Genomic DNA, 26,398 nt, shown 5'->3' on the forward strand with positions numbered 1-26,398 from the left:
AACCGGTGAAGGTCGCTGCTCGCATGATGAATTTTTTGGAGCAACGAACTGGCACTTAGCCTAAGGCACCGGCATCACGCTATTGGGAGGGTAACGCCAGACCCTGAGGGTGTACGGCTCAGGCGACGCGATGGTGAAGGTGGCATCGAGCTGGCATCGGTTCGTGGAACGTGGGCGAACGTCGTGAGCGTCAACGACCGCGATGAAGCGCAGGCAACCAGCACCAATGCATCATGCCTGCGGTGATGCACAAATAATCCCCAGGATCAAACTGCAATTCACCAAATTTCACCCGGCTTAATTTCGGGCTGGTGGTGGGGCCGCTTGCCGGTTCTTTTGGCCCGCCCGGGTTGGTAGCTGGTGGTTGTTTACCCGGACTGGCCGGCACCGCCTGGGCTTCCGGAGAAAATGGGGTTCCCGCCCGTGCCGCCTCCGCTGGGGGCCTTGCCCCCTGTGCCGCCTTGCTGGCCAAGGCCGCTGAAGGCGCCTTTTCCGCCGGCGCCCCCGTTGCTGCCGTTTGCGCCGTCGCCGCCGTCGAGGCCACCAAGGGTGATCGCACTTCCGCCTCCGCCGCCACCACCGCCGCCGGCGCCGCCGTCCTGGCCGATGCCGCCTTCACCCGCTGTGCCGAGAGAGCCGGCGCACAATGCATTGCCGCCAGCACCGCCGTTTCCGGCGGTGCCGCCGGGGCCGCCGGCAGCGCCGCCCGCCCCGCCGCCGCCGCCGGCGGTGAAAGAGCTACTGGCAGCGGCTCCGCCGCCTCCGCCGCCTCCGCCGCCGCCCCGGCCGCCAGCGTCACCGGCAGCGGTGCTCCCGCCACCCCCGTTTCCGCCGGCGCCTCCGTCGGCGAAAGTGAAGAAGTCGCTGCTGGCCGCTCCGCCGCCACCGCCGTTCCCGCCGGTGCCGCCATTGCCGCCGGGCGCGCCGCCGCCGCCGCCGGCGCCGCCGTGACCACCCGCCCCGCCACCGCCACCGCCACCGCCATATCCGAAAACGCCGCCCGTGCTGGTGGTGTTCGCTCCGCCGCCGCCGCCGTTGCCACCCGTGCCGCCCTGGCCGCCTCGGCCGCCCACGGTGCTGCCGGTGCCGGCAGCACCACCGGTCCCGCCGTTGCCCGCCTGGCCACCGCGGCCGCCCGCCGGGCTATCTTGGCGGGGAGGCCCGGTGTTGACACCGCCGTTTCCGCCGCTGCCGCCGCTGCCCCCTTGGCCTCCGGCGCCGCCGCCGACTCCGTTGATGCCGGCTCCGCCGGTGCCGCCTTTGCCGCCGTCACCGCCCCCGCCGCCCTGGCCGCCCGGGGTGATCCCGTCGGCGGCGTTGGTGCCGGTGCCACCGGCCCCGCCGTTGCCGCCGGTCCCGCCGATGCCGCCGGTGCCGATGGTGCCTGCTGCGCCGCCGTCGGCGCCGGCCCCGGCTTTGCCAGCGGCCCCTGCGGTGCCGCCTTTGCCTCCGGCCGCACCGTCGCCGCCGGTGGTGCCGGTGTTGGTGCCGCCCTGGCCGCCGGTCCCGCCGGCCCCGCCGGTGCCGCCGGCCCCGCCGTCGCCGCCGCCGGTTCCGTTGATGCCGGCTCCACCGGTGCCGCCTTCGCCGGCGGCTCCGCCGTGGCCGCCTTGGCCGGCCGGGGTGGGGCTGGTGCCGTCGGCGCCGTTCTTTCCGGTGCCACCGACCCCGCCGTTACCGCCGGCCCCGCCGGTGCCGCCGGTGCCGATGGTGCCTGCTGCGCCGCCGTCGGTGCCAGTCCCGGCTTTGCCGGCGGCCCCTCCGGTGCCGCCTTTGCCGCCGCCCGCGCCGTCTCCGCCGGGTTTGTCGGTGCTGGTGCCGCCTTGGCCGCCGGTCCCGCCTGCCCCGCCGTCGCCGCCGGCACCGCCGTCGCCCCCGCCGACTCCGTTGACGCCGGCCCCGCCGTCGCCGCCGACGCCGGCGGTTCCGCCCTGGCCGCCTGGGCCGCCCGGGGTGGGGGTGGCGCCGTCGGCGCCGTTGGTGCCGGTGCCACCGACCCCGCCGTTGCCGCCGGCTCCGCCTTTGCCGCCGGTGCCGATGGTGCCTACTGCGCCGCCGTCGGCGCCCGCCCCGGCATTGCCGGCGGCCCCTCCGGTGCCGCCCTTGCCGCCGCCCGCGCCGTCTCCGCCGGTGATGCCGGTGTTGGTGCCGCCTTGGCCGCCGGTCCCGCCTGCCCCGCCGGTGCCGCCTGCCCCGCCGTCGCCGCCGCCGACTCCGTTTATGCCGGCCCCACCTGTTCCGCCTTGACCGCCCGCCCCACCCTGGCCGCCCTGGTCACCTGCGGTCGGGACGTCGCCGTTAAGCCCGCTCCCACCGATGCCGCCGATCCCGCCCGGGCCGCCCTGGCCGCCGACGCCACCGGCACCGTTGGCACCAGCGGTCCCCAGGAAATTGAACGGTGCGGTGACCGCACCACCGGCGCCGGCGCTACCGCCGGCACCGCCGGTCGCGCCGCTTCCCCCAGTTCCGCCCGTCACAGTGGAGTCGACGCCGTGTCCACCCGGGCCGCCGGCACCACCGATCCCGCCCACCCCGCCGGCTCCGCCGATCAGGGCCTGATCGGCCCCGCCGACCCCGCCGGCTCCACCGGCCCCGCCGCTACCGGCCTGCCCGCCCGGCAACCCGTCTGATCCCGACGCGCCGGCCCCGCCGGCCCCGCCGGCCCCGCCGGCACCGAATAGCGAGACCAACTGCCGGTTGGCCCCACCAGCTCCACCAGCACCGCCATCGCCGGCTGCTGAACCCAGACCGGTTACACCCGCCCCACCGACGCCGCCGGCCCCGCCGTTGCCTCCGCCCAAGAGCCCGTTGGCCCCGCCGGCCCCGCCGGCCCCGCCGATCGTGCCCGCGAGGGCAGCTGCCCCGCCGGCCCCGCCGGCCCCGCCGGCACCCCACAGCCCAGCTGCTCCGCCCGTGCCGCCCGCTTGTCCGGGTGCTCCGGATCCGCCGTTGCCGCCGTTGCCGATCAGCCAGCCGCCGTCCCCGCCGGCCTGTCCGGTACTGGGGGCGCCATTGGCGCCGTTGCCGATCAGCGGGCGTCCGGTGAGGGTTCTGACCGGTGAGAACGTTGTCAGATTCTGGGCGTCCTGAATTAGGATGTGCAGTGGCGAGGCGCTGGCAGCCTCAGCGGCCGAATACGACCCTGCACCTGTCAGCAAGGCCTGAGTGAACCCGGTATGAAACAGCGCCGTACGCTCGCTCAGTGCCTGAAAGTCGTGCCCGTATGCGCTGAAGAGATTGGTGATTGCCGCTGATACCTCGTCACCGCCCAACGCAGCAATGCCGGTGGTCGACGATGCCGCCGCGGCGGTCACCGCCCCAAGAGCATCCCCGATCGCACTCAATTCAGCTGCCGCCGCGGTCAACACCTCAGGCGCCGCTATCAGATAGGACATTTTGACCTCCTGGTGCTCAACCACAAGCACTCTGCATAATGACGCCGAGCACGCTACGCGCGCGGCGAGAAATATTCTGCCAATTCAGCGCTTTTCTCCGTGAAGTTCGTGTGCAAGCACATTCCGATGGTTCACGCGGAATTCCGGGATTTCACATGCCGTGATCGGGGACGAGACGGCCCGGTTGGCTCGTCGGTTTCGTGGGCGAGCTATAGAAGCGTCATGGTGGTTTCGGAGCACAGCGCAGGTGCCGGGTTCAGCGTACCTGACCAGGTGAATTAGTCCATAACCGTTCGGGGTCTGGCCATACGGTCCTCTGACACAATATTCTCGGGTTCAACACGAACGCCGCGGGCGCGCTGATGTGATGAATTACCCGTTCCATTTGATGAATTAGTTCGTGGCCCGAGGTGGGGGAACGAGTGATTATTGATTAGTATTGATGAATTATCTCAGAAATATTGATGAATTCTTCGGCGGCCGCACCCAGTTCGAGTCGACGGTGCGGGTCAGAAGGCGGCCGCTTTGACCAGCCGTCCGGCCTCGACGATGGCGGTGAACGCCCCCTCAGGACGGGCGATCAGCGAGATATCGGCGACCGGGTCGGCGTCAACGCGAATGAGGTCGGCCGGACTTGGTTAACAGCTCGGCATCGTCGATCGACACTTGGGCGCATTGGCGGCTGGGGAGTTTGGCGTCAACACGGTGTCGGTGCCGAAGCGATTTTGACGTTGCGTTTGATCGCGAGTGGGTAGGGGATGATCGGTGCCGGTGACCATCTGCGTGAAGTTGGGCACGTTGGCGGGCGGCACCGCCACCGCGTCCTCATCGTCGAGAAACGGCTGCAAGCAACCACGAGATGTCCTTTCAGCCAGTAGCCCGGCGGTCTCGTCCTCGATCGAATGTCCATGTTCGATGCACCGGACGCCGGCGGTGGCGGTGCAGATCGCGTGGGACATGTAGGCGTGCACAGTGACATAGGTGGGCAAGGCTGCGGCAATCTCGGTAGATCCGAGGACCGGGTTCCCGGTGGTGAGCGTCGGAAGAGTCGTGACAACTGAGGACGTGCGATCACAGGAGGACGACGAGTGACGGCACTGCTTGAGGCAAACGTGCTCATCGCGCTCGCCGTTGTCGAACATGTGCATCAGGAAGCCGCCACGGCCTGGGTATCGGCATCTGATGCAGCATTTGCTACGTGTCCGAGCACGCCGGGAAGTCTTGTTCGATTTCTCGTTCGGTCGGGCCAATCTGCAGCAGCAGCGCGACTTTTGGCCCAACCGCGTCTCTCGCCGATTTAGACGTCTGCGGCGTGGTCGGTCAACGGCAGGTCACCGATGCCTACCTTGCTCAGCTTGCGCGAATTAATCACGGACATCTGGCAACTCCGGGTAGCGGTCTTGCGCACCCGCACCAAGACGTCGCCGTCCTCCTCCCCGCGAAATCCACCTAGTGGGCGCTACCAGCCAATCGACGCGCCAGTCCGCTGGCCCGCACCGCCCGACGCGCAATCGCCGCCCGCACCGCGGCCGCCGGACCGATCACGCGCACCTTCTGCTTCGCCCGGGTAACCGCGGTATAGAACAGCTCCCGCGTCAGCAATCGCGAATCTTCGGGCGGCATGAGCACGGTGACCTCTGTCGTCTGACTGCCCTGACTCTTGTGAATTGTCATAGCGTGCATGGTCTCCACGTCCGGCAACCGGCTGGTCGCGAACCCGAGCAGCTCGTCGGCGCCGGCGATCATTGCCCGAAGGGCCCCCTGCCGGCCCGAGCCGTCCACGACGGTCACCCCGGCGTCGCCGTTGTAGACCCCCAGCCCGTAGTCGTTGTTGGTGACGAGCACGGGTCTTCCGGCATACCACGGTGACCAGATCGGATCACCCGTCACCTCGACCAGCCATCGTTCCACCTGCCGGTTCCAGTGCGCGATCCCGTAGCGGCCCCGACGGTGCGCACACAGCAACCGATGTTCGTCGAGGGTGGCCAACGCGGTCCGCGCGTCACCGAGCAGGGCGGCGTGGCGCAGTGCGACAGCATGCGGCACAAGCACTTTGCGGAGCTCCTGGCTAGGGTCATCGGTGTCGATCCATTCGAGGTGATCGCCTCCCGCCCGCAAAACCTCGATCGCGAGGTCGGCGTCCCCGTCGCGAATCGATGACGCCAGCGCGCCGATGGATTCGCCGAACCGGTGTGAGGTCCGCAGCTTCGCGATCCGGGCATCGGCACGCGCGTCCAGGCCCTCGACCAGATCGGCCAGCACCGCGCCAGCGTCTACCGACGCCAGCTGGTCGGGATCGCCGACGAGAAGCAGCCGGGTATGCGGGCGTACCGATTCCAGGAGCCGGGCCATCATTGTCAGTGAAACCATGGACGTCTCGTCGACCACGATCACGTCGTGTGGCAATCGGTTGCCCCGATGATGGCGGAACCGCGACGAGGTGTCGGGTCTGCTGCCCAACAACCGGTGCAGCGTTGTTGCCCGCAGGCCCGAAACCCGTTGCTGATCAACGGGGTTGAGCTGGTCGAGCTCGAGTTGCACCGCTTCGTGCAACCGGGCCGCTGCCTTGCCCGTCGGTGCCGCCAACGCGATGCGCAGCGGTAGCTTGCCATTGAGCTCCGCCTGTTCGGCGAACAGCGCCAGCAGCCGCGCTACCGTGGTGGTCTTGCCGGTGCCCGGGCCGCCCGTGAGAACCGTCAATCCCTGCTCGAGGGCAATGGCGGCCGCCTCGCGCTGTTCCTCGTAGCCGGCCGGGAACAACCGGCCGACATCGGGAACCCGCCAGTCGCCGACGGCTTCCAACAGGGCCAGGAAGTCGTCGGCGACCTGCTGCTCCTCGCGCCAGTACCGGTCCAGATAGAGCAGATTGCCGTCGTACACCCGTAGCACCGGGGGCCGCCCGGCCAGCGAACTGGCCAGCACCGCGGTAACCCACTGCCGCACCGCCGGCCACGGCAGATCGGCAACGCCCACCTGCGACTCGACCGACCTCAGATCCACACAGACCGAGCCGCCGCGCAGCGCGCGTACGACCAGCGCCAGCGCGAGCGCGACCGTTGGATCGGGCTCGCGTGCCATCGCCGTAAGCCGCTGCGCGACATGCACATCCGCCGCTTCGATGACCCCGGCGTCGTTGAAGGTCCGCAGCAACCCGGCGGCATTGATGGCGTAACGCCGGTCGGCGGGATCAATGGTCTCGGTGGTCACGGGGCGGCCCGCCCGCCGTCGAGCAGGTCGGAGAGTTCCGTGATCAGCGCGGGCGGCGGCGCCCAGCTGAACACTCCGGCCGGATGGCCGTTGGACACCGGAGTATCGGGCCCGCACATGCCGCGCACAAACAGGTACAGCACCCCGCCGAGATATCGTGACGGATCGTAATCCGGCAGCCGCCAACGCAGAAACCGGTGCAGGACCACGCTGTACAGCAACGCCTGCAGTGGGTAATCGGAGTGCAGCATCGCCTCGGCCATTCTCGGCGCCGTGTAGTCGGCGGCCGTCAGCGGCCGATCCGGCTCACCGAGCCAGTTGGTCTTGTAGTCGACGACCAGATAGCGCGCTGCGCCGCCATGCGCAATCCTCAGCACTGCGTCGATCGAACCGCTGAGATAGCCGCGCAACGATTGCCCACCGAGTGCCTCGCCGATCAACCGGTCGGAGTACGGGGCTAGCGGGTCTTGCGCGGGCAGATGGGAGCGCAGGAGCAGCCCGAGGTCGGCGAGCCGGACCTCGACGTGCGGGTCCCGCGTGTCGCCGCCGGCCAGCGGAAACTCAAAGTTCAACTCCCGCAACCGATCCGGGAGGCCGATTCGGCGTAACGTCAGCCCGGCTGCCAGGGGTCCCAGGGGCGTGTCGTGCATTGGGACCAGGGCCGCGGCAAGCTGCGGTGCCGGGACGTCCACCGGCCACCATGGCGAATGAATACCGATCTGCGTCTCCAGCTCCGCGGCGATATCGGAAGCGAACGGATCACTGGTTTCCAGCACCGCGTGCACCAGCGAGCCGAACTTGGCACCCGAGGGCAGGTCGGCCATCGGCGAGGGCAGGTCCGGCGGCGACGGCGCCGCGGCCAGTGGAATGTCGCCGACTTCGTCATCGAGCTCGGTGACTTCGGGTTCGCTGCTCACCCCCGCGGCTTGCTCGGCGACTCGGATCAGCCCCGAATAGGAGGTGCGCCGCCACGCGGTGTCGATGGCGCGATGGAAGTGGCGAATACCGAGATCGGACGAGTTCGGATGGCCGGACACGCGCGGTGCCGGGACGATCGCAGATTCTTCCACGACCGGCCCGCCGGCATCCTGCCACTCTCGAAGCCGCACCCACGCCTCGTCGTCAGTGATCCTGACCGGATCGCAGCGATCGGGGACCTCCGACTGGCCGGGCCGTCGGCCTCGCAACAGCCGCGACAGGCCTCCGTTGGGTTCGCCGTACGCCGGCGACCACCAGGCCACCACCTGTGACTGGGCACGGGTCAACGCGACATATGTCAGGCGGCTGTCGTCACTGGCGGTCTCCTTGCGGCCCAGCTTCTCGGCGGTAGCGAAATCAGGACTGTCCTTGCCACCGATATGCAGGCAACGCGCTCCCCGGTCGTGGAACAGCACCAGATCGCGGTCACCGGCGTTGCGATTGAACGCGAAGGGCAGATACACCACGGGGTATTGCAAGCCCTTGCTTACCCAGACCGTCATGATCTGAACGGCGGCGGCGTCACTGTCGATCCGCCGGTTGCGTTCGGTGCTCCCGCCACGTTCCTCACGTTGGCCGCGCAACCAATCGCGCAGCGCCGGAAGAGAGTAGTGCTCCCGGTGGGCAACCTCCTGCAGCAGTTGGGTGACATGCGCCAGGTCGGTCATATGCCGCTCGCCGCCGTACCAGGACAGCACCCGATCGGCCATGCCGCTCAACTGTGCGGCCTCGAAAATGGCGGCGACCCCACGCTCGCGGGCGTGGTCTGCCCACTCACGCAGAGTGTCGGCGACGTCATCGGTGAGTGCGTCCGCCCCGGCCGCCAGATCATGAGCGGTCTTCCCGAAGAACATCGTCGTTGCCGCGGCGCGGACAACACCCGGACGGTGTGGCTGGTCGAACGCCTCCAACAGTGACAGCCAGTCGTCGGCGGCCTCGGAGCTGAACACGTCCGAGTCACCGGTATAGACCGCCTGGATGCCCGCCTCGGTGAGAGCGCGGTGGCAGGCGCGGGCATCCTTGTGGCTCTCGACGATGACCGCGACGTCGCGGGCTTGCAGGGGTCTGCCGTCGAACCGTGCCGCGCTGGCGAGCAGCCCACCGATGTCCGCGGCGAGGTCGCGACCGATGTGCTCACGCAGCTCGTCGATGGGGAGATTCTGAGTTGCTTTGCGGCCCAGAGCCGCTCGTCGCACAACGCGAAGCCGAAACGGATCGTTGTGGGGAGCGCCGGTGAGGCGATGGCCCCGGTGCGTCGCTGCGACGTCGTGAACGACGATCGCGGGGTCGCCGAGTTCTGCTCCGCGCAGCACGGCCTGTAACCGTTCGACGAGCGCGCTGTCGCTGCGCCAATTCCTGACCAGCGTCCTTCGCTCACCCGCGGTCCGGGCTGCGCGAAGGTAGGTGACGATGTCGCCGCCGCGGAACGCGTAGATCGCCTGCTTCGGATCACCGATCAGGATGAGCGTCGATTGCCCGCTGAACGCCCGGTCGATCACCTGCCACTGCACCGGATCGGTGTCCTGAAACTCGTCGACCATGACGATGGGCCAACGCTGGTGCATCCGGACGCGGGCGGGGGAGTCTTCGGCGACCAGTGCGCCGGCCAGCCGAATGAGCAGATCGTCGTACCCCAGTACGCCCCGGCGTCGTTTGCGTCGTTCCATTTCGGCGAGAACGTCTTTCGCGAAATCGATGCAGGCCGCCGCGTGCGATCCCGGGTCCGGGTCACGCGGCCGTAGCTCGGTGGACGGGTTCGCGACCGCGGCGCGCGCTATTCGCAACGCCTCGCGATAGCTCAACGCCGGATCGTTGCGTTCCCGCCCGAAGTGAGCCAGGTAGAGGTCGTCGACGATCTCGGTGACCAGGTCGTTGAGGTCCTCGAGCAAGGTCACACCGGCGTCCGTATCGCCGGCGGCGCCGAGTGACTTGAGCACCAGTTGGCAGAACTGATGAATCGTGGCGATCGTGGACGCGTCGAAGCCGGCCAGCGCGTCACGCAGTCGCTGCTTTCGCGCGCTGCGTTCGGAATCGGTGCCGCGGATCAGGTGCTGCACCAACTCGTTGTCGTCGGCGACCGAGGGGTCCTCGAAAGCGGACACCGCGTCGACTATTTGGCCGCGTACCCGCTCGCGAAGCTCCTGACTGGCCGCCCGTCCGAAGGTGATCAGCAGCATCTCGTCGAGCGTCGCGTGGCCTTCGGCGACATAGCGGGTCACCAGACCCGCCAGCGCGAAGGTCTTGCCGGTTCCAGCGCTGGCCTCCAGCACCGTGGTGGACCGTTCGGCGGGTAGCGGTCCCAGCAGGTCGAACGGTTGCATCATCCGGACTGCCTCTCGGCCCGCAACAGCGGCAGCCAGAGACGGGCCGCGAAAGCCCCGAGACGATGATCTTCCCCGGCGGGGTCCTCACCAGGCCGCAGCGGTTGCATGAGTTCGGTCAACCGCGCGTTGCGGCCCCAGGCCCGGACGTGCGCCGGGGCCTGATCCTCGCCGGGATAGAGATCGCTCTTCCAGCGGTAGGACGCTTGTTTCATCGGGTCGTCACCGGTGTGCCGGGCCACCGCCCACGCGTAGGAGGTCTTGATGGGCAACGGAATCGGCTCGCGGCGCCCGGCGTCGTACATGGCCACCAGGTCCCGGAGCACTGCGCGCGCCGCCTCACGCGGGCTCCCCAGTTGCGCTTCGCGGGGCGTCGTGCCGCGCTTGGGCCGGCCGATGCAGACCGCCGCCCAGTCCCGGTCGGGCTGATGCGCGTGTAACGCCAACAACGGAATCCAGGATTCGAGCAGGTGCTTGCCGTCGAGCTTGGAGTACGTCACCGATACCAGTCGGTCACCGAACACCTGCGGCACCGTGCCGGTGAGGCGGCGCCCACCCAGATCGATGTCGACGTCGTACGTTGCGCTGTCGGTTCGGCGGTGCCGCAACGCCGCCGCTGCCAGCAATGCCGCTTGGTCGCGTATCTCGGTGACCTTGCGCCAGCCGAGTTGGCCCGGGGGCAGGGTACCGCGCCGCCATTCCGCGTGCCGCGCGTCATCCGGTTCGAGGCCCCCCAGAATGTCGCTGAGCATCCGGTCGCCGACGGTCCATTCCTCGAGGGCATTGATGTCGACCGGCATGGCATCGGCCACCCCGTCGACGTCCCAGGGCAGGGTGTACTCGAGGGCGCGGAAGAAGCCTTTCACCGGATCCCTGAAGAACGCGACCAGATCGGCCAGGACGACGTCCTGGGCAGGCGGCGCCGGCAACAGTCCGTTGATCAGTGCGGGCCGCTCGGATCGTTCTCCGGTCGCCGAGCGCGCTGCCCGCAGCACAGTCGGGTCGAAGCTGAACGGCGTGCCGGCGACCAGGGCACTGCGTTCGACGTTGCGAATATCGAAGGGCTGCAACGGATGTTCGACGACGATGCGAGAGCGGACCCGCTCGGCGGTGGTCATGTCCAGGGCGTCGAGCAGCTCGGCCAGCGGCACGGCGGGGGGGCGGCGCTGCCCTGAATACTCGTTGGCGCCGGTATAGGTGATCACCAGATTCCCGGTGGCCGCACCGATGGCATCCAGCAACAGCTGCCGGTCTTCGGAACGGATGTCGCGTTCGCCGGTCAGCGGTTGCCGGCCCAGCACATCGTCGCCGTCCACGACGCCCAGGCGCGGGAACACTCCGTCGTCGAGGCCGACCAGGCACACCACCCGGTGCGGGACTGAACGCATCGGAACCATCGTGCAGACCGTCAGCGTGCCGGTGCGGAAGTTTGCCCGGGTGGGACGGCCGGCGAGGTGCCGCTGCAACAGGGCGCGGATGTCGGCAAGCCGCATCAGGGTCTGGTCCCGGGAACCCGCCGTGCGCAGGACGTCGGAGAACTCGCGTTGCATCTGGTGGGTCTGCCAGGTGTCGTCGTCGTCGATGAGAGTCAGCAGGCCGATGCCGTCGGCGAGCGCGGTCAACCACTGCCGCAGCGGTCGCGCGCCGGTCAGCGAACCGACTACCCGCTGCAACCGGTCGATGTACTCGGCGAACTGGCCGACCAACCCGACGCGGTTGCTGCCGACGTCGTCCAGCGGCAGTGTGGAGTCGATCCAGGAATGGGACGTTTCGGACACCGCGACGCCGGCCAGCACCCGGTCGAGACCGAACCGCCATGTGTTGTGTACGAAGTCGACCCCGAACGGCCTCCGGTGTTCCTGATCGAAACCCCACCGGATGTTCGACTGCCGCACCCATCCGGTGATGCCTTCCAGGTCGTCGTCGCTGAGGCCGAACCGCGCCCTCACCGGGGCGGCTTGAGCGAGGTTGAGCACCTCACTCGCGGTGGCCCGGCCCCCGGCCAGATTCAGCAGTTGCGACGCCACGCCCAGCAACGGATTGGTCTGCAGCAGTGAGCGGTCGGCGAGCCGCACCCGAAGGCGATGAGCGGGGTGCGCGCCGTGCACCACATCGCCCAGGCCGAAGTCCGCGACGATCAACGGCGCATAGGTCTCGATGTCGGGGCACATCACCAGGATGTCGCGTGGTTCGAGCGTCGGGTCGTCGGCGAGCAGGCCGAGCAGTACCTCGCGCAACACGTCGATCTGCCGGGCCGGACCGTGACAGCTGTGTACCTGTACCGATCGATCGTCCGCTGCGAGCAGGCGGCCTTCCGGCCGGACCGCATCCGCGGCCAGATCGGACTGCAGCCAGCCGAGCAGGGTGTCCGGGCGATCGGGTTCACCGAGTGCTTCGTCAGTCGCGGGATCGGCCGGCAGGCTTCGTTGCAGCTCGCGCAGATCCCGTCCCAGGGTCGCCAGCAGCGGATGGCCCACGTGGCGATGGCTGGTGTCCTCGCGCCGCGGCACCGATCCGCGCACGCCGGCGAGCGCCTGCCACAGGCGGTGGCTGGGGTGGGGGAGCCACAGATGAAGATCGTGGTGGACGGCGACGGCTTCGAGCAGTTCCACATCGGTGCACGCCAGCCGGGTATGGCCGAACAATGACAATCGCGGCGGCAGGTCGCCCGGACCGTCGCGCAAGCGGGCAATGGTGGTGGCGTGCCTGATGTGCGGCGGATCGGCGGGAATCAGAGGGACCAGGGCGCGCCACAATTCGGGCTGCCAGTGCAGGTCGGCGTCGAGATTGCCCGGTTCGCCGTCCAGCCAGTCGACCAGTAGTCCGGGACGTTGCCGCGCGTAGGAGGCGAACAGCCCGGCCAGGCGGCGAGCCACCGCATACCGCCGTCCCCGGCGCAGGTCTGCTTCGTCACCAATATCGAAGTGCCCCAGATGTTTTGCCAACGCACGGCACCACGGCTCGGCCATCGAGCAGTCGATCACCTCGAGCAACGGCCACGTCATGGCCTGCGCAGACCAGGGGTCATCGTCGACGCTGCCGGTGATGTCGGCGATCAGTGACGTGGGGCTGCGGAACGACACGCCCGCACAGACGCCGTCACCGCGCTCGGATGCGGATCCCAGCCGGTGGGAGAGGCGCTGACTGAGCCAGCGCTCCACCCCGCGCGCAGGCACCAGAACAAGCTCATCGGCGAACGGGTCGGGCAGTGGCTCGGCCAGCAGGGCAGCCAGGCCGTCGGCCAGCAGGTCGGTCCGTTCGGCACGGTGGAGATGAAGCGCCATCGCGGGCTACCCTAGACCGCCGCGCCGACACCGGCGGCGCTAGCGGTGGACAAAGGGGCGCGGGCAGGAGCTGACTGCGCCGAGCGGGTGGACGTCATGCAGACCTGGACGCGATTCGCGCGCGGCGCAACGTGCGGCAATACGCGGCCGACCCGGTGACCGACGCAGACCTGCTGCACATCGCCGAGGCCGGCTGGCGGGCGCGCCCTCGGCCAGGAACCGACAGCAATGGGACTTCATCGTGGCCGGTAGTGACTCGGCACCGGGCGCCGGATCGCATCCACGGCGCCGGTAGACGCCGCTCGTCGCCTCGGCTCTGCATGTGCCACGCTTGAACGATGGCCGGCATCGCGGATGCTCTCCGATGGGCGAGCACGCAGCTCATGGACCGGGTACCCAAAGCGGACCTGGACCAGCGCGACCCGGATTTCATCCGCGACCAGCTACCCGGAACCTGGCTGCTGGCGTCGCTGTATTTCCGGGCCGATGTGCGGGGGCTTGACCGCATCCCACCTGAGGGGCCGGTGCTGTTGGTCGGCAACCACAGTGGCGGCAACGTACCGCCCGACACGTTCGTCTTCACCCTGGCGTTCTGCTCGTATTTCGGCGTGGAACGCCCGTTTTATCAACTTGCGCACAACCTGGTCACGCTCTATCCGCCGCTGCGCTGGCTCCGCAAGTTCGGCACCGTGGCGGCCAGCCCCGAAAATGCCCGCCTGGCACTGGATTCCGGTGCCGCTGTGTTGGTGTATCCGGGGGGCGACTACGAGGTTTTTCGTCCCTCGTGGCAGCGGCACGTCGTTGATTTCGGCGGTCGGAAAGGCTTCGTGCGGCTGGCCCGCGAGACCGGTGTGCCGATCGTGCCGGTGGCCAGCGTCGGCGGGCAGGAGACGGCGTTGTTCCTCGGACGCGCCCAGTGGCTGGCCAAACTGCTGCTCCTCGACAAGGTGGCGCGGCTCAAGAGCGTGCCCATCTCGCTTGCCGTGCCCTGGGGGCTGAACATCAGTGACTTGTTGGGGCATATCCCCTTACCGGCCAAGATCGTCATCGAGGTGCAGGAACCAGTCCAGGTGCACGATGACGACCAGGCCGTGTACGACGAAGTGATCGCCAGCCTGCAGGCCGGTGTCGACCGGCTCGCGGCCGAACGTCGGTTCCCGGTGATCGGCTGATGCGCGTCGAACGCCGGATCGTCGTCGACGCGGATCGCGACACCGTGTGGAAGGTGCTGAGCGACCCCGATCGCTACCCGTCCTTTCTGGCACACCTGGAGCGCTGGGAGACGCTGACCGAAGGCCCGGTCCGGGTCGGCGCCCGTTACACCGTGTTGTGGAAGGTCGGCTCGATTCCGGTTGGGGGTATCGCCGAAGTGGTGGAGCTCGACAAGGCGCGTGACCTCGCCTGGATCAATATCACCGGTGTTACCCAGCGCGGCCGGTTCCGGCTGCGCGATGCGGGGCCGGGGCGAACCACCGTGACGTTCCGGCTGGCGTACAACTCAGAAGGCGGCCTGCTCGGACTGATCGCCGACCGCGTCGCGTCGCGCTGGGTGGGTCGTTCACTGGATGAAAGCCTGAAAAACCTTCGGCGACTTGTCGAGTGACGCGGTGCGTGAGCCGAGTCCTGCACTGTCAGCCCTGACGTGCATTCTGGGTCCGTGAACAGAAACGAGATCACCGAACAGATCGTCGTGGCCCGCCTGTCGCAGGGGCTCACCTGGCAGCAACTGGCCGACGCCATCGACCGGCCGCTGCTGTGGACCACGTCAGCGCTACTGGGACAGCACCCTATCCCCGCGGATCTCGCCCGGGTCCTGGTCGAGATGCTGGGATTGGACCCGTCCGCCGTCGCGATCCTGGCGGCCCCGCCGATCCGGGGTGGCCTGGCCGGGGCGGTGCCCACCGATCCGACCATCTACCGGTTCTATGAGGCACTGCAGGTCTACGGCACCGCTCTCAAAGAGGTGATCCACGAACAGTTCGGCGACGGGATCATGAGTGCGATCAACTTCAGCGTCGACCTGGAGAAGAAATCACACGAGTCCGGGGACCGGGTGGTAGTTACGTTCGACGGGAAATTCCTTCCCTATCAATGGACTTCGGCACGAGACTGAAGGAGCGTCCATGATTGTGCAGCGATCCGGCGCGAAGCGGGCCAAACCTGTGGACATGGTCCTTTCGGGCGGCGGCGTCAAGGGGGTCGGTCTGGTCGGTGCGGTCGTCGCAGTGATGCAAGCGGGCTACTCACTCAAACGGGTCTCCGGTGTCTCGGCGGGTTCGCTCGTCGGGTCGATCCTGGCGGCCGCGTCCAACGGCGACCAGCTGACCACCGCTCAGATCAGAGAACTCGCGCTCACCCTGCCGTATGAGAAGTTCCGTGACACCGGTCCGGTCGGTCAGCTCCCCGTCGTCGGCCCGGCATGGGGCCTGGTACATGACAACGGAATCTACCGGGGCGATTTCGCCCATCAATGGATCCGCGGCGAGCTGAAGAACCTCGGTGTGCGCACCTTCGGCGACCTGGCGCTGAGCGACAGACAGATACCGGCCGAGCGCCGCTACCGGCTGGTGGTCACCGTCACCGACCTGACGAGCGGTCAGCTGGTGCGGCTGCCCTGGGACTACCGCCGGCTGTACGGACTGGACCCCGACGAGCAGCCGGTCGCCGATGCGGTGCGCGCCTCGATGTCGATCCCGTTTTTCTTCCGGCCGGTGACCCTGACCAGCGCCACGGGACGCACGTCCACGCTGGTCGACGGAGGTGTGCTGTCAAACTTCCCCATCGACTCCTTCGACCGGCCGGACTGCAAATCCCCCCGCTGGCCCACGTTCGGCATCACGGTGGTGCCGCAGTTGCCTGAAGGCAACGACCGACTGATTCCCGGGGTGGGCGTGCTGCGCCTGCTGGGCCCCCCATCGGTACTTCTCGAGCAGTTGATCACCACCATGTTCGTCGGCCACGACCAGACCTATCTCAACCAGCCATGGGTGAGTGCCCGGGCTATCCGAGTCGACTCGACGGCGGTCAACTTCCTGGATTTCGGCATCTCCCGCAAAGACGCGCAAGCGCTGTACGACAAGGGTTACGACGCGGCTCAAGCGTTCCTGTCGACGTGGAACTGGGTCGACTATCTCGAGCGGTTCCGCCAGTTCCAGTGACGCGGCCGCGCGGGAGGTGCCAGACCTGGGGGTGGAGGAGGCGCCCGGTGTGACGCGGTTGTTCGGGCAGCCGCACCACCTGGCTCTCAATGCACTTGCGGCGACAACTCTTTGAGCATGGCGTTGGCCCAGCGCGTCTGCCGCAGCGTCTGAGGATGACAGCGCGATATGAGGTCCGCCGCTACCATGGCGGCCCGCGTACCCGGCGGCGGACCGTCGAAACATCAGGCCCTTCGCTAGAGGCCGAACTCCCCCTCAATGCCGTCGATCCCGGCGCGAATCGCCTTGAGGGCGTCGGCGCGGGCCCGCAGTTTGGTCGCTGCGTGTGCAGACTGGTTCAGCCCGGCGAATTCGTGCGCGGCCTCCTCGGCACGGGCGATGACCCGATCGGGGAGTGCCATTTCATCGATGAAACCGGCGGCGAGCGCGGTTTCACCGAAGAACGTCTTGGCCAGGCCGGTGGCCTGCTGGTAGGCCGACTGGGTCAGCCGGAGTTTCAGCACCTCCAGCGCGGCCCACGGAATGACCATGCCGATCGCGACCTCATTGGCTTGAATGTTGTACGCGTGGGCGGCAATTCGGTGGTCACCGGAGCACAACAGGAACGAACCCATTGCGATCGCGGGCCCGGTGCAGGCCATCACCACCGGCTTGGGGTAGGACAGCAGCCGGTAGGAGAGCTCGAAACCGCCGCGCAGCATGTCGATCGCGGGCGCCACCTCGCCGGAGGTCAGGATCTTCAGGTCGAACCCGCCGCTGAACACCCGCTGATTCCCGGTGATCACCAGCGCCTTGACGTTGTCGGCGTCGGCCTGGTCGAGCGCGTCGTTGAGGGCCTGCTGCATCGTCGGTCCCAACGCGTTGACCTTGCCGTCGTCCATCCGGATGACCCCGATGGTTTCGTCGTGGGTATAGGCGACCGGACCGCTCATGGGTTGCTCCTTCGCTACGGATAACCCGTCGATTGAATCAGATCCAAGCCTGGTGCTCACACTGGCTGGCTGCGGTGCTTTCCCAACTCGTTTTCGGCGTCACCCCAGCGCAGGCTCACGTCGGTAGGCTCTTCGAGTTGGCGAGTGCGCCATCTGTCCTGAGTTTCCTGCACGGCGCGGTTGATGCGGTCGATCTCGCTGCGGAACACCTCGGGACGGGTTTCCTTGCTCGCGTAGTGGAAATAGGTCAGCAAATTGCGCAGGAGCTCGAGCTTCTGCTTCTCCCGCTTAGCCAGGTCGTGGGTCGTCATCAGCTCAATGCGCTGAACCGGCGGCAGAGCGTCCCAGTCGAGCACCACCTTGGTCCGCAGCGGCTGCCGCGGGCGTTGCCAGAACTTCCATCCCCGCGGCTGCTCGGGGCGGTCGTAGTAGATCACGGTGCCCTCGAAGCGTGATTCGACGCCGTGCCCTATTTCCGCACGGTCCAGGGCGGAGTCCCACACCATCCGCCACTCCTGTCCGGGCGCCAGGGTCGGCAACTCCCGGGGGAGCTGCAATTCCACGACGTCGGCGTAACCGTCTGAGGCGTTCTCGTATTCGGCGACGGTCGGGGGATTGGGAAAGTCGAATCGGATGTCGTATGCCGCGGTGCGACCGAAGTTGCGCACCACCAGCTCGATGACGTGCCAGTCGGCGACGTGCGGCTCCATCAGCATGGCGACGTGCGGGCGCGTCTGCTCCGCCGCCAGCGCGCGATTGCGCTGCAGCTGGCGATGCGTGAAGATCAGCGCAACAACACCGAGTGCGAGTGCTGCCCACGCTGCCCAGACCAACCAGGTGCTGGACTCGACGTTTTCGATGCCATGCCAGCTTGCCGGCCAGCTACCTTGGACCCACCCCATGGGAACCCACCCTCCGCTAAATCCTCGGACCCGGTACTCAGCTGCACTGATCGTAGAGGGGCTTCCCGTGTCTTGCTGCGGAAGCTATCGGGCGTGCGCAGAAAGGCCGTCTTCGTTCGCCGAGCTGTCAACCGCCCATCATCATTCGCCACTGGTCGAGATTGGCCGGGCGGTAGACGTAATTCGAGCGTTTGACCGTCGAGAGCGAGGCGTTCGGGTCGGCCGAGTACCAGTGCCCGGGAAACACCGTCGGATCGCCGGGAAGTGCCGCGAGTTGCTGCAGACTGCGGTACATCTCGTCGGAATCACCGCCGGGGAAGTCAGTGCGTCCGCAGCCGTCGAGGAACAGCGTGTCGCCCGCTACCATTCGTCCGTCGAGCAGGAAGCATTGGCTGCCCGGAGTGTGCCCGGGAGTATGCAGCAGCTCGATCTCTATGTCGCCGACGCCGATCTTGTCCCGGTGCTCATGGGTGGTGAGATCGCCCGTCGGAATCCCGGTGGTACGGGAAACCCACAGCGCCTCGTGGGTGTTCACATGCACCGGTACGCTGACCCGTTCCAGCAGCTCCGCGAGGCCCTTGAGGGCAAAGCCCATCATCGAGCCGCCGATGTGGTCCGGGTGGTGGTGGGTGACGAGAACCCCCGACAAGTGCATGTCGTCGGCCTCGAGAGCGTCGACCAGATCCCCGGCCGCATAGGCCGGATCCACCACCACCGCGTCCCCGGTCTCACGGTCACCGATCAGGTAGGCGAAGTTGCGCATTTGCGCCGCGATCACGTCGCCGGCCGCGAAATCGCGGCCGGAAAGCAGCTGCCGGAAATACAGCCGGTCTGAATTTGCCACGACACCAGACTATGGGTAGCTGAAAAATACGCTTAACCTGGCCTTCGGCCGGTGCCTGAACGCGCAGGAATCGCTAATATCGGTCCATGTTGAAGAGGGTCGAGATCGTACTCGACGTCGACCTGGTCGAAGAGGTCATTCGCCGCTATCACGTGGCCGATGCACGGGAGGCCGTCAATCTCGCGTTGCGGGCACTGATCGATGTGGCGGACAATTCCGGGCCCGAGGCCACCGAGGGCGACTTCGACGAGTTCAGCGACCTCAGTGCCTGGTCGTTGCACCGCGACACCGACACCGGTTGACCGGTCGGCCACGTCGGTCGGCGCACGTGGTTTGGAGACGCTGTGCGCCAGGCTGTACCCTCTTTTTGGCCCGCGGCTAGGTCAGGTCGCTACGGGTGAACGGCCCCCTTAGCTCAGTCGGTAGAGCGTTTCCATGGTAAGGAAAAGGTCAACGGTTCGATTCCGTTAGGGGGCTCGGCGGACGCCGAGCACGTGCGCGGCCCCAGAGGCGATGTAGCTCAGTCGGTTAGAGCGAACGACTCATAATCGTTAGGTCGCCGGTTCGAGTCCGGCCATCGCTACAGATACAACGAGTACTACAAGTGAATACTGAGACTTCGAGAGATTTGAGAGAGAACCGTCATGGCTTCCAGTACCGACGTGCGGCCGAAAATCACCTTGGCGTGCGAGGTGTGCAAGCACCGCAATTACATCACCAAGAAGAACCGCCGCAACGACCCGGACCGTCTCGAGCTGAAGAAGTTCTGCCCGAACTGCGGTAAGCACCAGGGGCACCGCGAAACGCGCTGATCGCGCACCTAATTACAGAGAGTCGACTAGGTAGGTTCGAGAACTGTGGCCCTGTCCGAAAAGATCCTCGGGATGCATTACCGCTACCCCGACCATTACGTCGTGGAACGGGAAAAGATCCGCGAGTACGCCACCGCCGTCCAGAATGACGATCCGGCTTACTTCGGCGAAAAGGCGGCAGCGGAACTGGGCTACGACGGCCTGGCGGCCCCTTTGTGCTTCATCTCCGTATTCGGCTACAAGGCGCAGTCGGCATTCTTCAGAGACGCCAACATCGCGGTCACCGACCAGCAGATCGTCCAGGTCGACCAGGTTCTGAAGTTCGTCAAGCCGATTGTGGCGGGAGACAAGCTCTACTGTGACGTGCACGTGGATGCGGTGCGTGAAGCACATGGCACCCAGATCATCGTGACCAAGAACATCATCACCAACGATGCCGGCGAGATTGTCCAGGAGACGTACACGACCCTGGCGGGACGTGCCGGTGAAGACGGGGAAGTAGGATTTGCCGATGCCTCTGCGTGAGTTCAGTTCCGTCAAGGTCGGTGACACGCTCCCGGAGCGGGTCTACCCGTTGACCCGTCAGGATCTGGTCAACTATGCGGGAGTCTCCGGTGATCTGAACCCGATTCACTGGGACGATGAGATTGCCAAGATGGTCGGGCTGGACACCGTGATCGCCCACGGCATGCTGACCATGGGTATTGGCGGTGGCTACGTGACGTCGTGGGTGGGCGACCCTGGTGCTGTCACCGAGTACAACGTGCGGTTCACCGCGGTCGTCCCGGTACCCAACGACGGCAAAGGTGCCGAGTTGGTGTTCAGCGGCCGGGTGAAGTCCGTTGACCCGGAGACCAAGTCGGTGACCATCGCGCTGACGGCGACGACCGGTGGCAAGAAGATCTTCGGCCGGGCTATCGCCTCGGCGAAGCTGGCTTAGCGGATGGCCCTCAAAACCGATATCCGCGGAATGACGTTTGTCTATCCCGATTACTTCGAGGTGGGCCGGGAACAAGTTCGGCAATTCTCCAGATCGATCAAGTGTGAGGATCGGGCCTACTACGACGAGGCCGCGGCCGCCGAATTCGGCTACGACCGCATCGTCGCCCCGCTGACCTTCGTGACGATCCTGGCGAAACTCATCCAGGACGATTTCTTCCGCAACGTCGACGTCGGCTTCGAGACTATGCAGATCGTGCAGGTCGACCAGAAGTTCGTCTACCACGCGCCGATCCATGTCGGCGACAAGCTCTTCGGCAGCCTGCGCATTGAGTCGGTCAACGAGCGTTTCGGCGCCGACATCGTCATGACGAAGAACTTCTGTCACAACCAGCATGGCGTTCTGGTCCTGGAGGCCTACACGACCCTGATGGGCCACGAAGGGGACAACTCCATCCAGCTCAAATGGGACAAGGAATCCGGCCAGGTCGTCCGAACCGGGTAATTAGTATCTGGCTCGCGCGTCCATGTACACTCGGACCTCGGGGTTTTCCCATTACAAGCGCGCTGTCCGTCGGTTCGCGATTGCCGAACGGGGGGCGCGCGAGTCATGTAAGCCCCGGAAAATAGGGGCGTAGCTCAACTGGCAGAGCAGCGGTCTCCAAAACCGCAGGTTGCAGGTTCAAGTCCTGTCGCCCCTGCTGACGGTTAGCCGCATGAGGAGGCGGACCATCTGACTCGCGTGCCATGGTGGACACTGGATGGTGGCCACTTCGAGCGGTACGGCCCGCGACATAGCTAGCGAACAAAGGAGCACGCGGTGAGCGACGAAGGCGACGTTGCCGACGACGCCGCAGGCGACGGCGGTGCCGTGGTGACCAAGGCGGTGGCGCGACCCCAGCGTCCCACCGGGAAGCGATCCCGGGTGCGCGCGGTAGAGGCCGAGGACGGCGGCGACGAGTCGACCGACCTCGAGGTCTCCAAGAAGGATTCGGCGAAAAAGGACGCCACGAAGTCTGCGAAGACTTCGAGGGCCAAGTCGGGTCAGAAAGACAAGGCGAAGAAGTCGACGAAAGCCGGTTCGTCCAGTTCGATCAACCCCTTCGTGTTCGTCTACAACTACCTCAAGCAAGTTGTGGCCGAGATGCGGAAGGTGATCTGGCCCAACCGCAAGCAGATGCTCACCTATACGTCGGTGGTGCTGGTCTTCCTGGCCTTCATGGTGGCGCTGGTGGGTGGCACCGACCTGGGTCTGAGCAAACTCGTGCTGTTGGTGTTCGGCTGAGACTCGAGAGTGACAGAGAGGACTAAGAACCGTGACTACCTTCGACGGTGACACGTCCGCGGGTGAGGCGGTCGACGTGCAAGAGGCCGACGCCCCGCAGGACTCGGCGGCCCCTACTGAAGACGTCGACCCAGCGGCCGCACTCAAGGCGGAGCTGCGCAGCAAGCCCGGCGACTGGTACGTCATCCACTCCTACGCGGGATACGAGAACAAGGTGAAAGCCAACCTCGAGACCCGGGTGCAGAATCTTGACGTCGGCGACTACATCTTTCAGGTGGAGGTTCCCACCGAAGAGGTCACCGAGATCAAGAACGGCCAGCGCAAGCAGGTCAACCGCAAGGTGCTGCCCGGTTACATCCTGGTGCGTATGGATCTGACCGACGACTCGTGGGCCGCGGTGCGCAATACCCCGGGAGTGACCGGTTTCGTCGGTGCGACCTCGCGTCCGTCGGCGCTGAGGCTCGACGACGTGGTGAAGTTCCTGCTGCCGCCGGGTGCGGCGAAGAAGGCCGCCAAGGGGGCGGCCAGCACCGCTGCCGCGGCGGAGACCGGTGGCCTGGAGCGTCCTGTTCTCGAGGTCGACTACGAGGTCGGCGAATCGGTGACGGTGATGGACGGACCGTTCGCGACGCTGCCGGCCACCATCAACGAGGTCAACGCCGAACAGCAGAAGCTCAAGGTGCTGGTCTCGATCTTCGGCCGCGAAACACCGGTGGAACTGACCTTCAGTCAGGTGTCCAAGATTTAGCCCTCAGGGCATTCGAACTTTGCAAAACCAGGAAGGAATGTAGGACAAACTCATGGCCCCGAAGAAGAAGAAAGTCACCGGGCTGATCAAGCTGCAGATCGTGGCCGGGCAGGCCAACCCTGCGCCGCCGGTCGGACCCGCGCTCGGTCAGCACGGCGTCAACATCATGGAGTTCTGCAAGGCCTACAACGCCGCGACGGAAAGCCAGCGTGGGCAGGTTATCCCGGTGGAGATCACGGTTTATGAGGACCGCAGTTTCACCTTCGCGTTGAAGACGCCGCCCGCGGCCAAGTTGCTACTCAAGGCGGCCGGCGTGGGGAAGGGCTCGGCGGAACCGCACAAGACCAAGGTCGCCAAGGTGACCTGGGACCAGGTGCGCGAGATCGCCGAGACCAAGAAAACGGACCTCAACGCCAACGACATCGACGCGGCCGCCAAGATCATCGCCGGCACCGCCCGGTCGATGGGCATCACTGTCGAATAACCCGGACACGATGCGGGCCGCTGGCGGCCCGAGGAGGAGTTCGACAAGCAGCGTGGGAGGGCCAGCTTCGGCCCGTAGAACCACGGACCCAACACCCAGATTGGATACGAAATGAGCAAGACCAGCAAGGCATACCGCGCGGCCGCCGAGAAGGTGGATCGCAACAATCTGTACACCCCGCTGCAGGCTGCCAGGCTCGCCAAGGAGACGTCGTCGACCAAGCAGGACGCGACCGTCGAGGTGGCTATTCGGCTCGGCGTCGACCCGCGCAAGGCCGACCAGATGGTCCGCGGCACCGTCAACCTGCCGCACGGCACGGGCAAGACGGCCCGGGTGGCCGTCTTCGCGGTCGGTGAGAAGGCCGACGCCGCGATTGCTGCGGGAGCAGACGTCGTCGGAAGCGACGACCTGATCGAGAAGATTCAGGGCGGTTTCCTGGAGTTCGACGCCGCCATTGCGACTCCCGATCAGATGGCCAAGGTTGGACGCATCGCCCGCGTGCTGGGGCCGCGCGGTTTGATGCCGAACCCCAAGACCGGCACCGTAACCCCCGATGTCGCTAAGGCCGTCGCCGACATCAAGGGCGGCAAGATCAACTTCCGTGTCGACAAGCAGGCCAACCTGCACTTTGTGATCGGCAAGGCATCTTTCGACGAGAAGAAGCTCGCGGAGAATTACGGGGCCGCACTCGATGAGGTGCTGCGGCACAAGCCGTCGGCGTCCAAGGGTCGCTACCTCAAGAAGGTGACCGTGTCGACGACGACTGGTCCGGGTATCCCGGTCGACCCGTCGATCACCCGCAACTTCACCGCCGAGGCGGAGTGAGCGGCGCCTTCGGGCGCCGCGAGGGTAGCCGAGCATCTGGCCCCGAGGCGGAGTGAGCGGCGCCTTCGGGCGCCGCGAGGGTAGCCGAGCATCTGGCCCCGAGGCGGAGTGAGCGCGCGCCATTGGCGCGGGAGCAGACACAAAGTCGCACCGGAACGCATGTTCCGGTGCGACTTTGTGTCTGCTCGGCGGGGGAATCAGCCCCCGCATTCGGTGATGCGACGGCGCAGGAAGTCGCGGCCGGGCTCAGAAGTGTTGAGCTCCAATGCCTTTCGGTACCAGATCAGGGCTTCGGCGGGGCGCCCGGCCCGCCGCAACAGGTCCGCGCGCACCGACGCGACGAGATTGGACCGCGCCAGCCGCGGATCGTGAGCCACCTTGTCCAGGGCTGCCAGGCCGACGTCCGGGCCGTCGCGGAAGCCGACCGCCAGCGCGCGGTTGGCCAGCACCACCGGCGAATCGGTCAGCCGCAACAACCGGTCGTAGGCGGTGCATATCGCGGCCCAGTCGGTCTGTTCCCAGGACGGCGCCGTCGCATGGATGGCGGCGATCACGGCTTGCGGCAGATAGGGACCGGTCGATCCCCGCGCCTGCCGCAATTGAATCAGGCCGCGGCTGATCCGGTCGCGGTCCCACCGGCGACGGTCCTGCTCGTCCAGTGGCACCAGCGCTCCGTCGTCGTCCAGCCGGGTGGCACGTCGCGAATCATGGAGCAACACCAGGGCCGCCAGGGCGTGCGCTTCCGGATGTGGCATGAGAGCGCACAGCTCGCCGGCCAGCCGTACCCCTTCGTCGCACAGCTCGTCGCGGATCGCCGACGGACCCGCGGTGGACCAGTACCCCTCGGTGAACACCGAGTAGATGCAGCTGAGCACGTGCGGTGTGCGCTGGGGGAGCAGCTCGGCGGGTGGCACCCGCAGCGGGATCTTCGCGTGCCGAATCTTGTACTTGGCCCGGGTGATTCGCTGACCGATCGCCGCCTCCGTCTGCAACAGGGCGCGGGCGATCTCGGCGACCGTCAATCCGGATACCAGCCGCAGTGTGAGCGCGAGTTGCGACCGGCGGTCCAGGGCGGGGTGCGCGCAGGTGAACATCATCCGGAGTTCGTCGTCGCGCACCGGGTGCGGCTCGGGGGAGCCGGCATGGAAATCGTCCACGAAAGCCGCCAATTCCTTTCCGGGACGGATGGATTCGCGGCGTAGCCGATCACGGGCACGATTGCGCGCGACGGTGATCAGCCATCCGCCGGGACGATCCGGGACGCCGTCGCGGGGCCAGCTGCGCAGCGCTTCGGCGCACGCCTCCTGGACGGCGTCCTCGGCGATGGTGAGGTCGCCCGACCATCGTGCGATGGCGGCGACGGCGGGTCCCCATTCCCGCCGAAAGACGCCGTCCAGGTTGGCCATCCGGTGTGGCTACAGCCCCGAGATGCCGGCCAGTTGCCGTAGCTGCACCGTGGAAGCGGGAATCATGGACGCCACCTTGATGGCTTCGTCACGGTCGCCGGCGCTAAGCACATAGAAGCCGTTGGCCACTTCGGCGGCTTCCGCGTAGGGGCCGTCGGTGATGAGAACCTCCCCGTCGCGAACCCGCACGGTCGTCGCGGTCGACCGGTCGTGCAGCGCGGCGCCGCCGACGATGTGGTCGCCCGCGGCGGCGGCAAACTCGACGTGGCGTGCCGCGACCGCATCCCACTCCGGTGTGTGCGGCGTGTGAGTGGTTCCGGGCGGCTCTAACAGCAGCGCAAGCCAGTCAGTGCCCCCAGGCTTGGGGGACGGTTCGGTCGAGTGGACTGTGGGCCGTACCTCCACCGCGCCGTGCTTGGCGACCGGAATGTCACGCGCGAAGGAGAGTGCCTCGTCGAGGTTTTCGGCTTCGAAAAGGTAATAGCCACAAGCCACTTCGGCGCCTTCGGCGAACGGGCCGTCGGTGATGACCGGTGCGTCGGGGCCGCCGTCGATCCGTGCGCCGGTGGCGGCGGGAAGCAGGGCATCTCCGCCGCGGATGGCTGCCGCCGCCCGGCGATGGAAGCTTTGGTAGGCGTCCATCTCGGCGGCGCGTTCCGCGGGCGTCAGGTCGCGCTCATGACTGATCAACAGAGCGAAATACTGCATTCGTCGTCTCCTCGGGTAGCGAGCGAAGCCTCATGCTCCACTCTCTACCGATTCGACGAACGGTGCACGCGCGATCCGACCGGCCCGCGCATCCGCCGCCGAGCAGACGCGAACTCGCACGAAACTCACGCCAATTGTGCGAGTTTGTGTCTGCTCGCGGGTGGGGAGGG

The 26,398-nt window shown here is 66.9% G+C and carries 23 protein-coding genes, 3 tRNA genes and 2 pseudogenes; 18 read left to right on the plus strand and 10 right to left on the minus strand.

What is annotated here, in order from left to right:
* Positions 1 to 368 precede the first annotated feature (368 nt).
* Together ACX9NE_RS08970 and ACX9NE_RS08975 are read right to left on the minus strand one after the other, a co-directional pair.
* A complete protein-coding gene (locus tag ACX9NE_RS08970) occupies positions 369 to 3,395 on the minus strand; it encodes a PE family protein (protein ID WP_459361325.1) in 3,027 nt (1,008 codons plus the stop codon).
* Positions 3,396 to 4,033: 638 nt separating this feature from the next.
* On the minus strand, positions 4,034 to 4,243 hold the full coding sequence (locus ACX9NE_RS08975) for a hypothetical protein (protein ID WP_459361326.1): 210 nt from the start codon (positions 4,241 to 4,243) through the stop codon (positions 4,034 to 4,036).
* 148 nt (positions 4,244 to 4,391) lie between these two features.
* On the opposite strand from ACX9NE_RS08975, the pseudogene ACX9NE_RS08980 reads away from it, so the two are divergent.
* Positions 4,392 to 4,487: pseudogene (locus ACX9NE_RS08980) on the plus strand (antitoxin); the annotation flags it as partial.
* A gap of 357 nt (positions 4,488 to 4,844) precedes the next feature.
* Here ACX9NE_RS08980 and recD read toward each other — a convergent pair.
* Genes recD through recC form a run of 3 tightly spaced genes read right to left on the minus strand, consistent with a single transcriptional unit; the run spans position 4,845 to position 13,185 of the window.
* Positions 4,845 to 6,602 (minus strand): exodeoxyribonuclease V subunit alpha, encoded by a 1,758-nt coding sequence (recD, locus tag ACX9NE_RS08985; RefSeq protein ID WP_459361327.1) that lies wholly within the window; start codon positions 6,600 to 6,602, stop codon positions 4,845 to 4,847.
* Positions 6,599 to 9,901 carry an exodeoxyribonuclease V subunit beta gene (gene recB / locus ACX9NE_RS08990; RefSeq protein ID WP_459361367.1) on the minus strand — a complete coding sequence of 1,101 codons (3,303 nt, stop codon included), beginning with the start codon at positions 9,899 to 9,901 and terminating at the stop codon, positions 6,599 to 6,601. Before recB ends, recD begins: the two co-directional genes overlap by 4 nt.
* Positions 9,901 to 13,185 carry an exodeoxyribonuclease V subunit gamma gene (recC, locus tag ACX9NE_RS08995; protein WP_459361328.1) on the minus strand — a complete coding sequence of 1,095 codons (3,285 nt, stop codon included), beginning with the start codon at positions 13,183 to 13,185 and terminating at the stop codon, positions 9,901 to 9,903. Before recC ends, recB begins: the two co-directional genes overlap by 1 nt.
* Positions 13,186 to 13,289: 104 nt before the next feature.
* On the opposite strand from recC, the pseudogene ACX9NE_RS09000 reads away from it, so the two are divergent.
* The 5 genes and pseudogenes from ACX9NE_RS09000 to ACX9NE_RS09020 form a co-directional block, all read left to right on the plus strand.
* Positions 13,290 to 13,429 (plus strand): annotated as a pseudogene (locus tag ACX9NE_RS09000) (nitroreductase family protein); the annotation flags it as partial.
* A gap of 94 nt (positions 13,430 to 13,523) precedes the next feature.
* A complete protein-coding gene (locus tag ACX9NE_RS09005; protein ID WP_459361329.1) occupies positions 13,524 to 14,357 on the plus strand; it encodes a lysophospholipid acyltransferase family protein in 834 nt (277 codons plus the stop codon).
* A complete protein-coding gene (locus ACX9NE_RS09010; protein WP_459361330.1) occupies positions 14,357 to 14,788 on the plus strand; it encodes an SRPBCC family protein in 432 nt (143 codons plus the stop codon). The genes ACX9NE_RS09005 and ACX9NE_RS09010 overlap by 1 nt, the downstream gene beginning before the upstream one ends.
* A 54-nt stretch (positions 14,789 to 14,842) precedes the next feature.
* Positions 14,843 to 15,298 (plus strand): cyanase, encoded by a 456-nt coding sequence (gene cynS / locus ACX9NE_RS09015; protein ID WP_459361331.1) that lies wholly within the window; start codon positions 14,843 to 14,845, stop codon positions 15,296 to 15,298.
* A gap of 10 nt (positions 15,299 to 15,308) precedes the next feature.
* Complete coding sequence (locus ACX9NE_RS09020) at positions 15,309 to 16,343, plus strand: patatin-like phospholipase family protein (protein ID WP_459361332.1); 1,035 nt, start codon at positions 15,309 to 15,311, stop codon at positions 16,341 to 16,343.
* A 236-nt stretch (positions 16,344 to 16,579) separates the two neighbouring features.
* On the opposite strand, the gene ACX9NE_RS09025 is transcribed toward ACX9NE_RS09020, so the two are convergent.
* From ACX9NE_RS09025 to ACX9NE_RS09035, 3 genes are all read right to left on the minus strand, one after another.
* On the minus strand, positions 16,580 to 17,275 hold the full coding sequence (locus tag ACX9NE_RS09025) for a crotonase/enoyl-CoA hydratase family protein (protein ID WP_459361333.1): 696 nt from the start codon (positions 17,273 to 17,275) through the stop codon (positions 16,580 to 16,582).
* A gap of 56 nt (positions 17,276 to 17,331) precedes the next feature.
* The gene (locus ACX9NE_RS09030) at positions 17,332 to 18,177 is read right to left on the minus strand and encodes a hypothetical protein (RefSeq protein WP_459361334.1); all 846 of its coding nucleotides are present in this window, start codon (positions 18,175 to 18,177) and stop codon (positions 17,332 to 17,334) included.
* A 127-nt stretch (positions 18,178 to 18,304) separates the two neighbouring features.
* Positions 18,305 to 19,021, minus strand: coding sequence for an MBL fold metallo-hydrolase (locus ACX9NE_RS09035; protein ID WP_459361335.1), 717 nt, complete (start codon positions 19,019 to 19,021; stop codon positions 18,305 to 18,307).
* 86 nt (positions 19,022 to 19,107) lie between these two features.
* Between ACX9NE_RS09035 and ACX9NE_RS09040 the strand changes: the two genes are divergently transcribed.
* From ACX9NE_RS09040 to rplA, 12 genes are all read left to right on the plus strand, one after another.
* A complete protein-coding gene (locus ACX9NE_RS09040) occupies positions 19,108 to 19,323 on the plus strand; it encodes a type II toxin-antitoxin system VapB family antitoxin (RefSeq protein WP_459361336.1) in 216 nt (71 codons plus the stop codon).
* 102 nt (positions 19,324 to 19,425) lie between these two features.
* Positions 19,426 to 19,498: transfer RNA gene (locus ACX9NE_RS09045), tRNA-Thr, on the plus strand.
* A 32-nt stretch (positions 19,499 to 19,530) separates the two neighbouring features.
* Positions 19,531 to 19,604 (plus strand) — tRNA-Met (locus ACX9NE_RS09050).
* A gap of 61 nt (positions 19,605 to 19,665) precedes the next feature.
* A complete protein-coding gene (rpmG, locus tag ACX9NE_RS09055; protein ID WP_036352522.1) occupies positions 19,666 to 19,833 on the plus strand; it encodes a 50S ribosomal protein L33 in 168 nt (55 codons plus the stop codon).
* 45 nt (positions 19,834 to 19,878) lie between these two features.
* The gene (hadA, locus tag ACX9NE_RS09060) at positions 19,879 to 20,358 is read left to right on the plus strand and encodes a (3R)-hydroxyacyl-ACP dehydratase subunit HadA (RefSeq protein ID WP_459361337.1); all 480 of its coding nucleotides are present in this window, start codon (positions 19,879 to 19,881) and stop codon (positions 20,356 to 20,358) included.
* Positions 20,345 to 20,773, plus strand: coding sequence for a (3R)-hydroxyacyl-ACP dehydratase subunit HadB (gene hadB / locus ACX9NE_RS09065; RefSeq protein WP_459361338.1), 429 nt, complete (start codon positions 20,345 to 20,347; stop codon positions 20,771 to 20,773). The genes hadA and hadB overlap by 14 nt, the downstream gene beginning before the upstream one ends.
* Before the next feature lie 3 nt (positions 20,774 to 20,776).
* Complete coding sequence (gene hadC / locus ACX9NE_RS09070; RefSeq protein WP_459361339.1) at positions 20,777 to 21,277, plus strand: (3R)-hydroxyacyl-ACP dehydratase subunit HadC; 501 nt, start codon at positions 20,777 to 20,779, stop codon at positions 21,275 to 21,277.
* 123 nt (positions 21,278 to 21,400) lie between these two features.
* Positions 21,401 to 21,473: transfer RNA gene (locus tag ACX9NE_RS09075), tRNA-Trp, on the plus strand.
* 119 nt (positions 21,474 to 21,592) lie between these two features.
* Positions 21,593 to 22,057, plus strand: a complete 465-nt coding sequence (gene secE / locus ACX9NE_RS09080; protein WP_459361340.1) for a preprotein translocase subunit SecE — start codon at positions 21,593 to 21,595, stop codon at positions 22,055 to 22,057.
* A 31-nt stretch (positions 22,058 to 22,088) separates the two neighbouring features.
* On the plus strand, positions 22,089 to 22,805 hold the full coding sequence (gene nusG, locus ACX9NE_RS09085; RefSeq protein ID WP_459361341.1) for a transcription termination/antitermination protein NusG: 717 nt from the start codon (positions 22,089 to 22,091) through the stop codon (positions 22,803 to 22,805).
* A 52-nt stretch (positions 22,806 to 22,857) separates the two neighbouring features.
* Positions 22,858 to 23,289, plus strand: coding sequence for a 50S ribosomal protein L11 (gene rplK / locus ACX9NE_RS09090; RefSeq protein WP_459361342.1), 432 nt, complete (start codon positions 22,858 to 22,860; stop codon positions 23,287 to 23,289).
* Positions 23,290 to 23,400: 111 nt separating this feature from the next.
* Positions 23,401 to 24,114 (plus strand): 50S ribosomal protein L1, encoded by a 714-nt coding sequence (gene rplA / locus ACX9NE_RS09095; RefSeq protein ID WP_459361343.1) that lies wholly within the window; start codon positions 23,401 to 23,403, stop codon positions 24,112 to 24,114.
* A 197-nt stretch (positions 24,115 to 24,311) separates the two neighbouring features.
* Here the strand turns inward: rplA and ACX9NE_RS09100 are convergent, their stop codons facing one another.
* Positions 24,312 to 25,520 carry an RNA polymerase sigma factor gene (locus tag ACX9NE_RS09100; RefSeq protein WP_459361344.1) on the minus strand — a complete coding sequence of 403 codons (1,209 nt, stop codon included), beginning with the start codon at positions 25,518 to 25,520 and terminating at the stop codon, positions 24,312 to 24,314.
* A gap of 9 nt (positions 25,521 to 25,529) precedes the next feature.
* Positions 25,530 to 26,228 carry a YciI family protein gene (locus ACX9NE_RS09105; RefSeq protein WP_459361345.1) on the minus strand — a complete coding sequence of 233 codons (699 nt, stop codon included), beginning with the start codon at positions 26,226 to 26,228 and terminating at the stop codon, positions 25,530 to 25,532.
* Between the last annotated feature and the right edge of the window lie 170 nt (positions 26,229 to 26,398).

The organism is Mycobacterium sp. ML4, from assembly GCF_054515735.1.

Coding starts and splice junctions, on each gene's coding strand:
- ACX9NE_RS08970 (WP_459361325.1), bottom strand. CDS start 3,395: ATGTCCTATCTGATAGCGGCGCCTGAGGTGTTGACCGCGGCGGCAGCT.
- recB (WP_459361367.1), bottom strand. CDS start 9,901: ATGCAACCGTTCGACCTGCTGGGACCGCTACCCGCCGAACGGTCCACC.
- recC (WP_459361328.1), bottom strand. CDS start 13,185: ATGGCGCTTCATCTCCACCGTGCCGAACGGACCGACCTGCTGGCCGAC.
- ACX9NE_RS09005 (WP_459361329.1), top strand. CDS start 13,524: ATGGCCGGCATCGCGGATGCTCTCCGATGGGCGAGCACGCAGCTCATG.
- ACX9NE_RS09010 (WP_459361330.1), top strand. CDS start 14,357: ATGCGCGTCGAACGCCGGATCGTCGTCGACGCGGATCGCGACACCGTG.
- ACX9NE_RS09020 (WP_459361332.1), top strand. CDS start 15,309: ATGATTGTGCAGCGATCCGGCGCGAAGCGGGCCAAACCTGTGGACATG.
- ACX9NE_RS09025 (WP_459361333.1), bottom strand. CDS start 17,275: ATGAGCGGTCCGGTCGCCTATACCCACGACGAAACCATCGGGGTCATC.
- ACX9NE_RS09030 (WP_459361334.1), bottom strand. CDS start 18,177: ATGGGGTGGGTCCAAGGTAGCTGGCCGGCAAGCTGGCATGGCATCGAA.
- ACX9NE_RS09040 (WP_459361336.1), top strand. CDS start 19,108: ATGTTGAAGAGGGTCGAGATCGTACTCGACGTCGACCTGGTCGAAGAG.
- rpmG (WP_036352522.1), top strand. CDS start 19,666: ATGGCTTCCAGTACCGACGTGCGGCCGAAAATCACCTTGGCGTGCGAG.
- hadB (WP_459361338.1), top strand. CDS start 20,345: ATGCCTCTGCGTGAGTTCAGTTCCGTCAAGGTCGGTGACACGCTCCCG.
- hadC (WP_459361339.1), top strand. CDS start 20,777: ATGGCCCTCAAAACCGATATCCGCGGAATGACGTTTGTCTATCCCGAT.
- rplK (WP_459361342.1), top strand. CDS start 22,858: ATGGCCCCGAAGAAGAAGAAAGTCACCGGGCTGATCAAGCTGCAGATC.
- rplA (WP_459361343.1), top strand. CDS start 23,401: ATGAGCAAGACCAGCAAGGCATACCGCGCGGCCGCCGAGAAGGTGGAT.
- ACX9NE_RS09100 (WP_459361344.1), bottom strand. CDS start 25,520: ATGGCCAACCTGGACGGCGTCTTTCGGCGGGAATGGGGACCCGCCGTC.
- ACX9NE_RS09105 (WP_459361345.1), bottom strand. CDS start 26,228: ATGCAGTATTTCGCTCTGTTGATCAGTCATGAGCGCGACCTGACGCCC.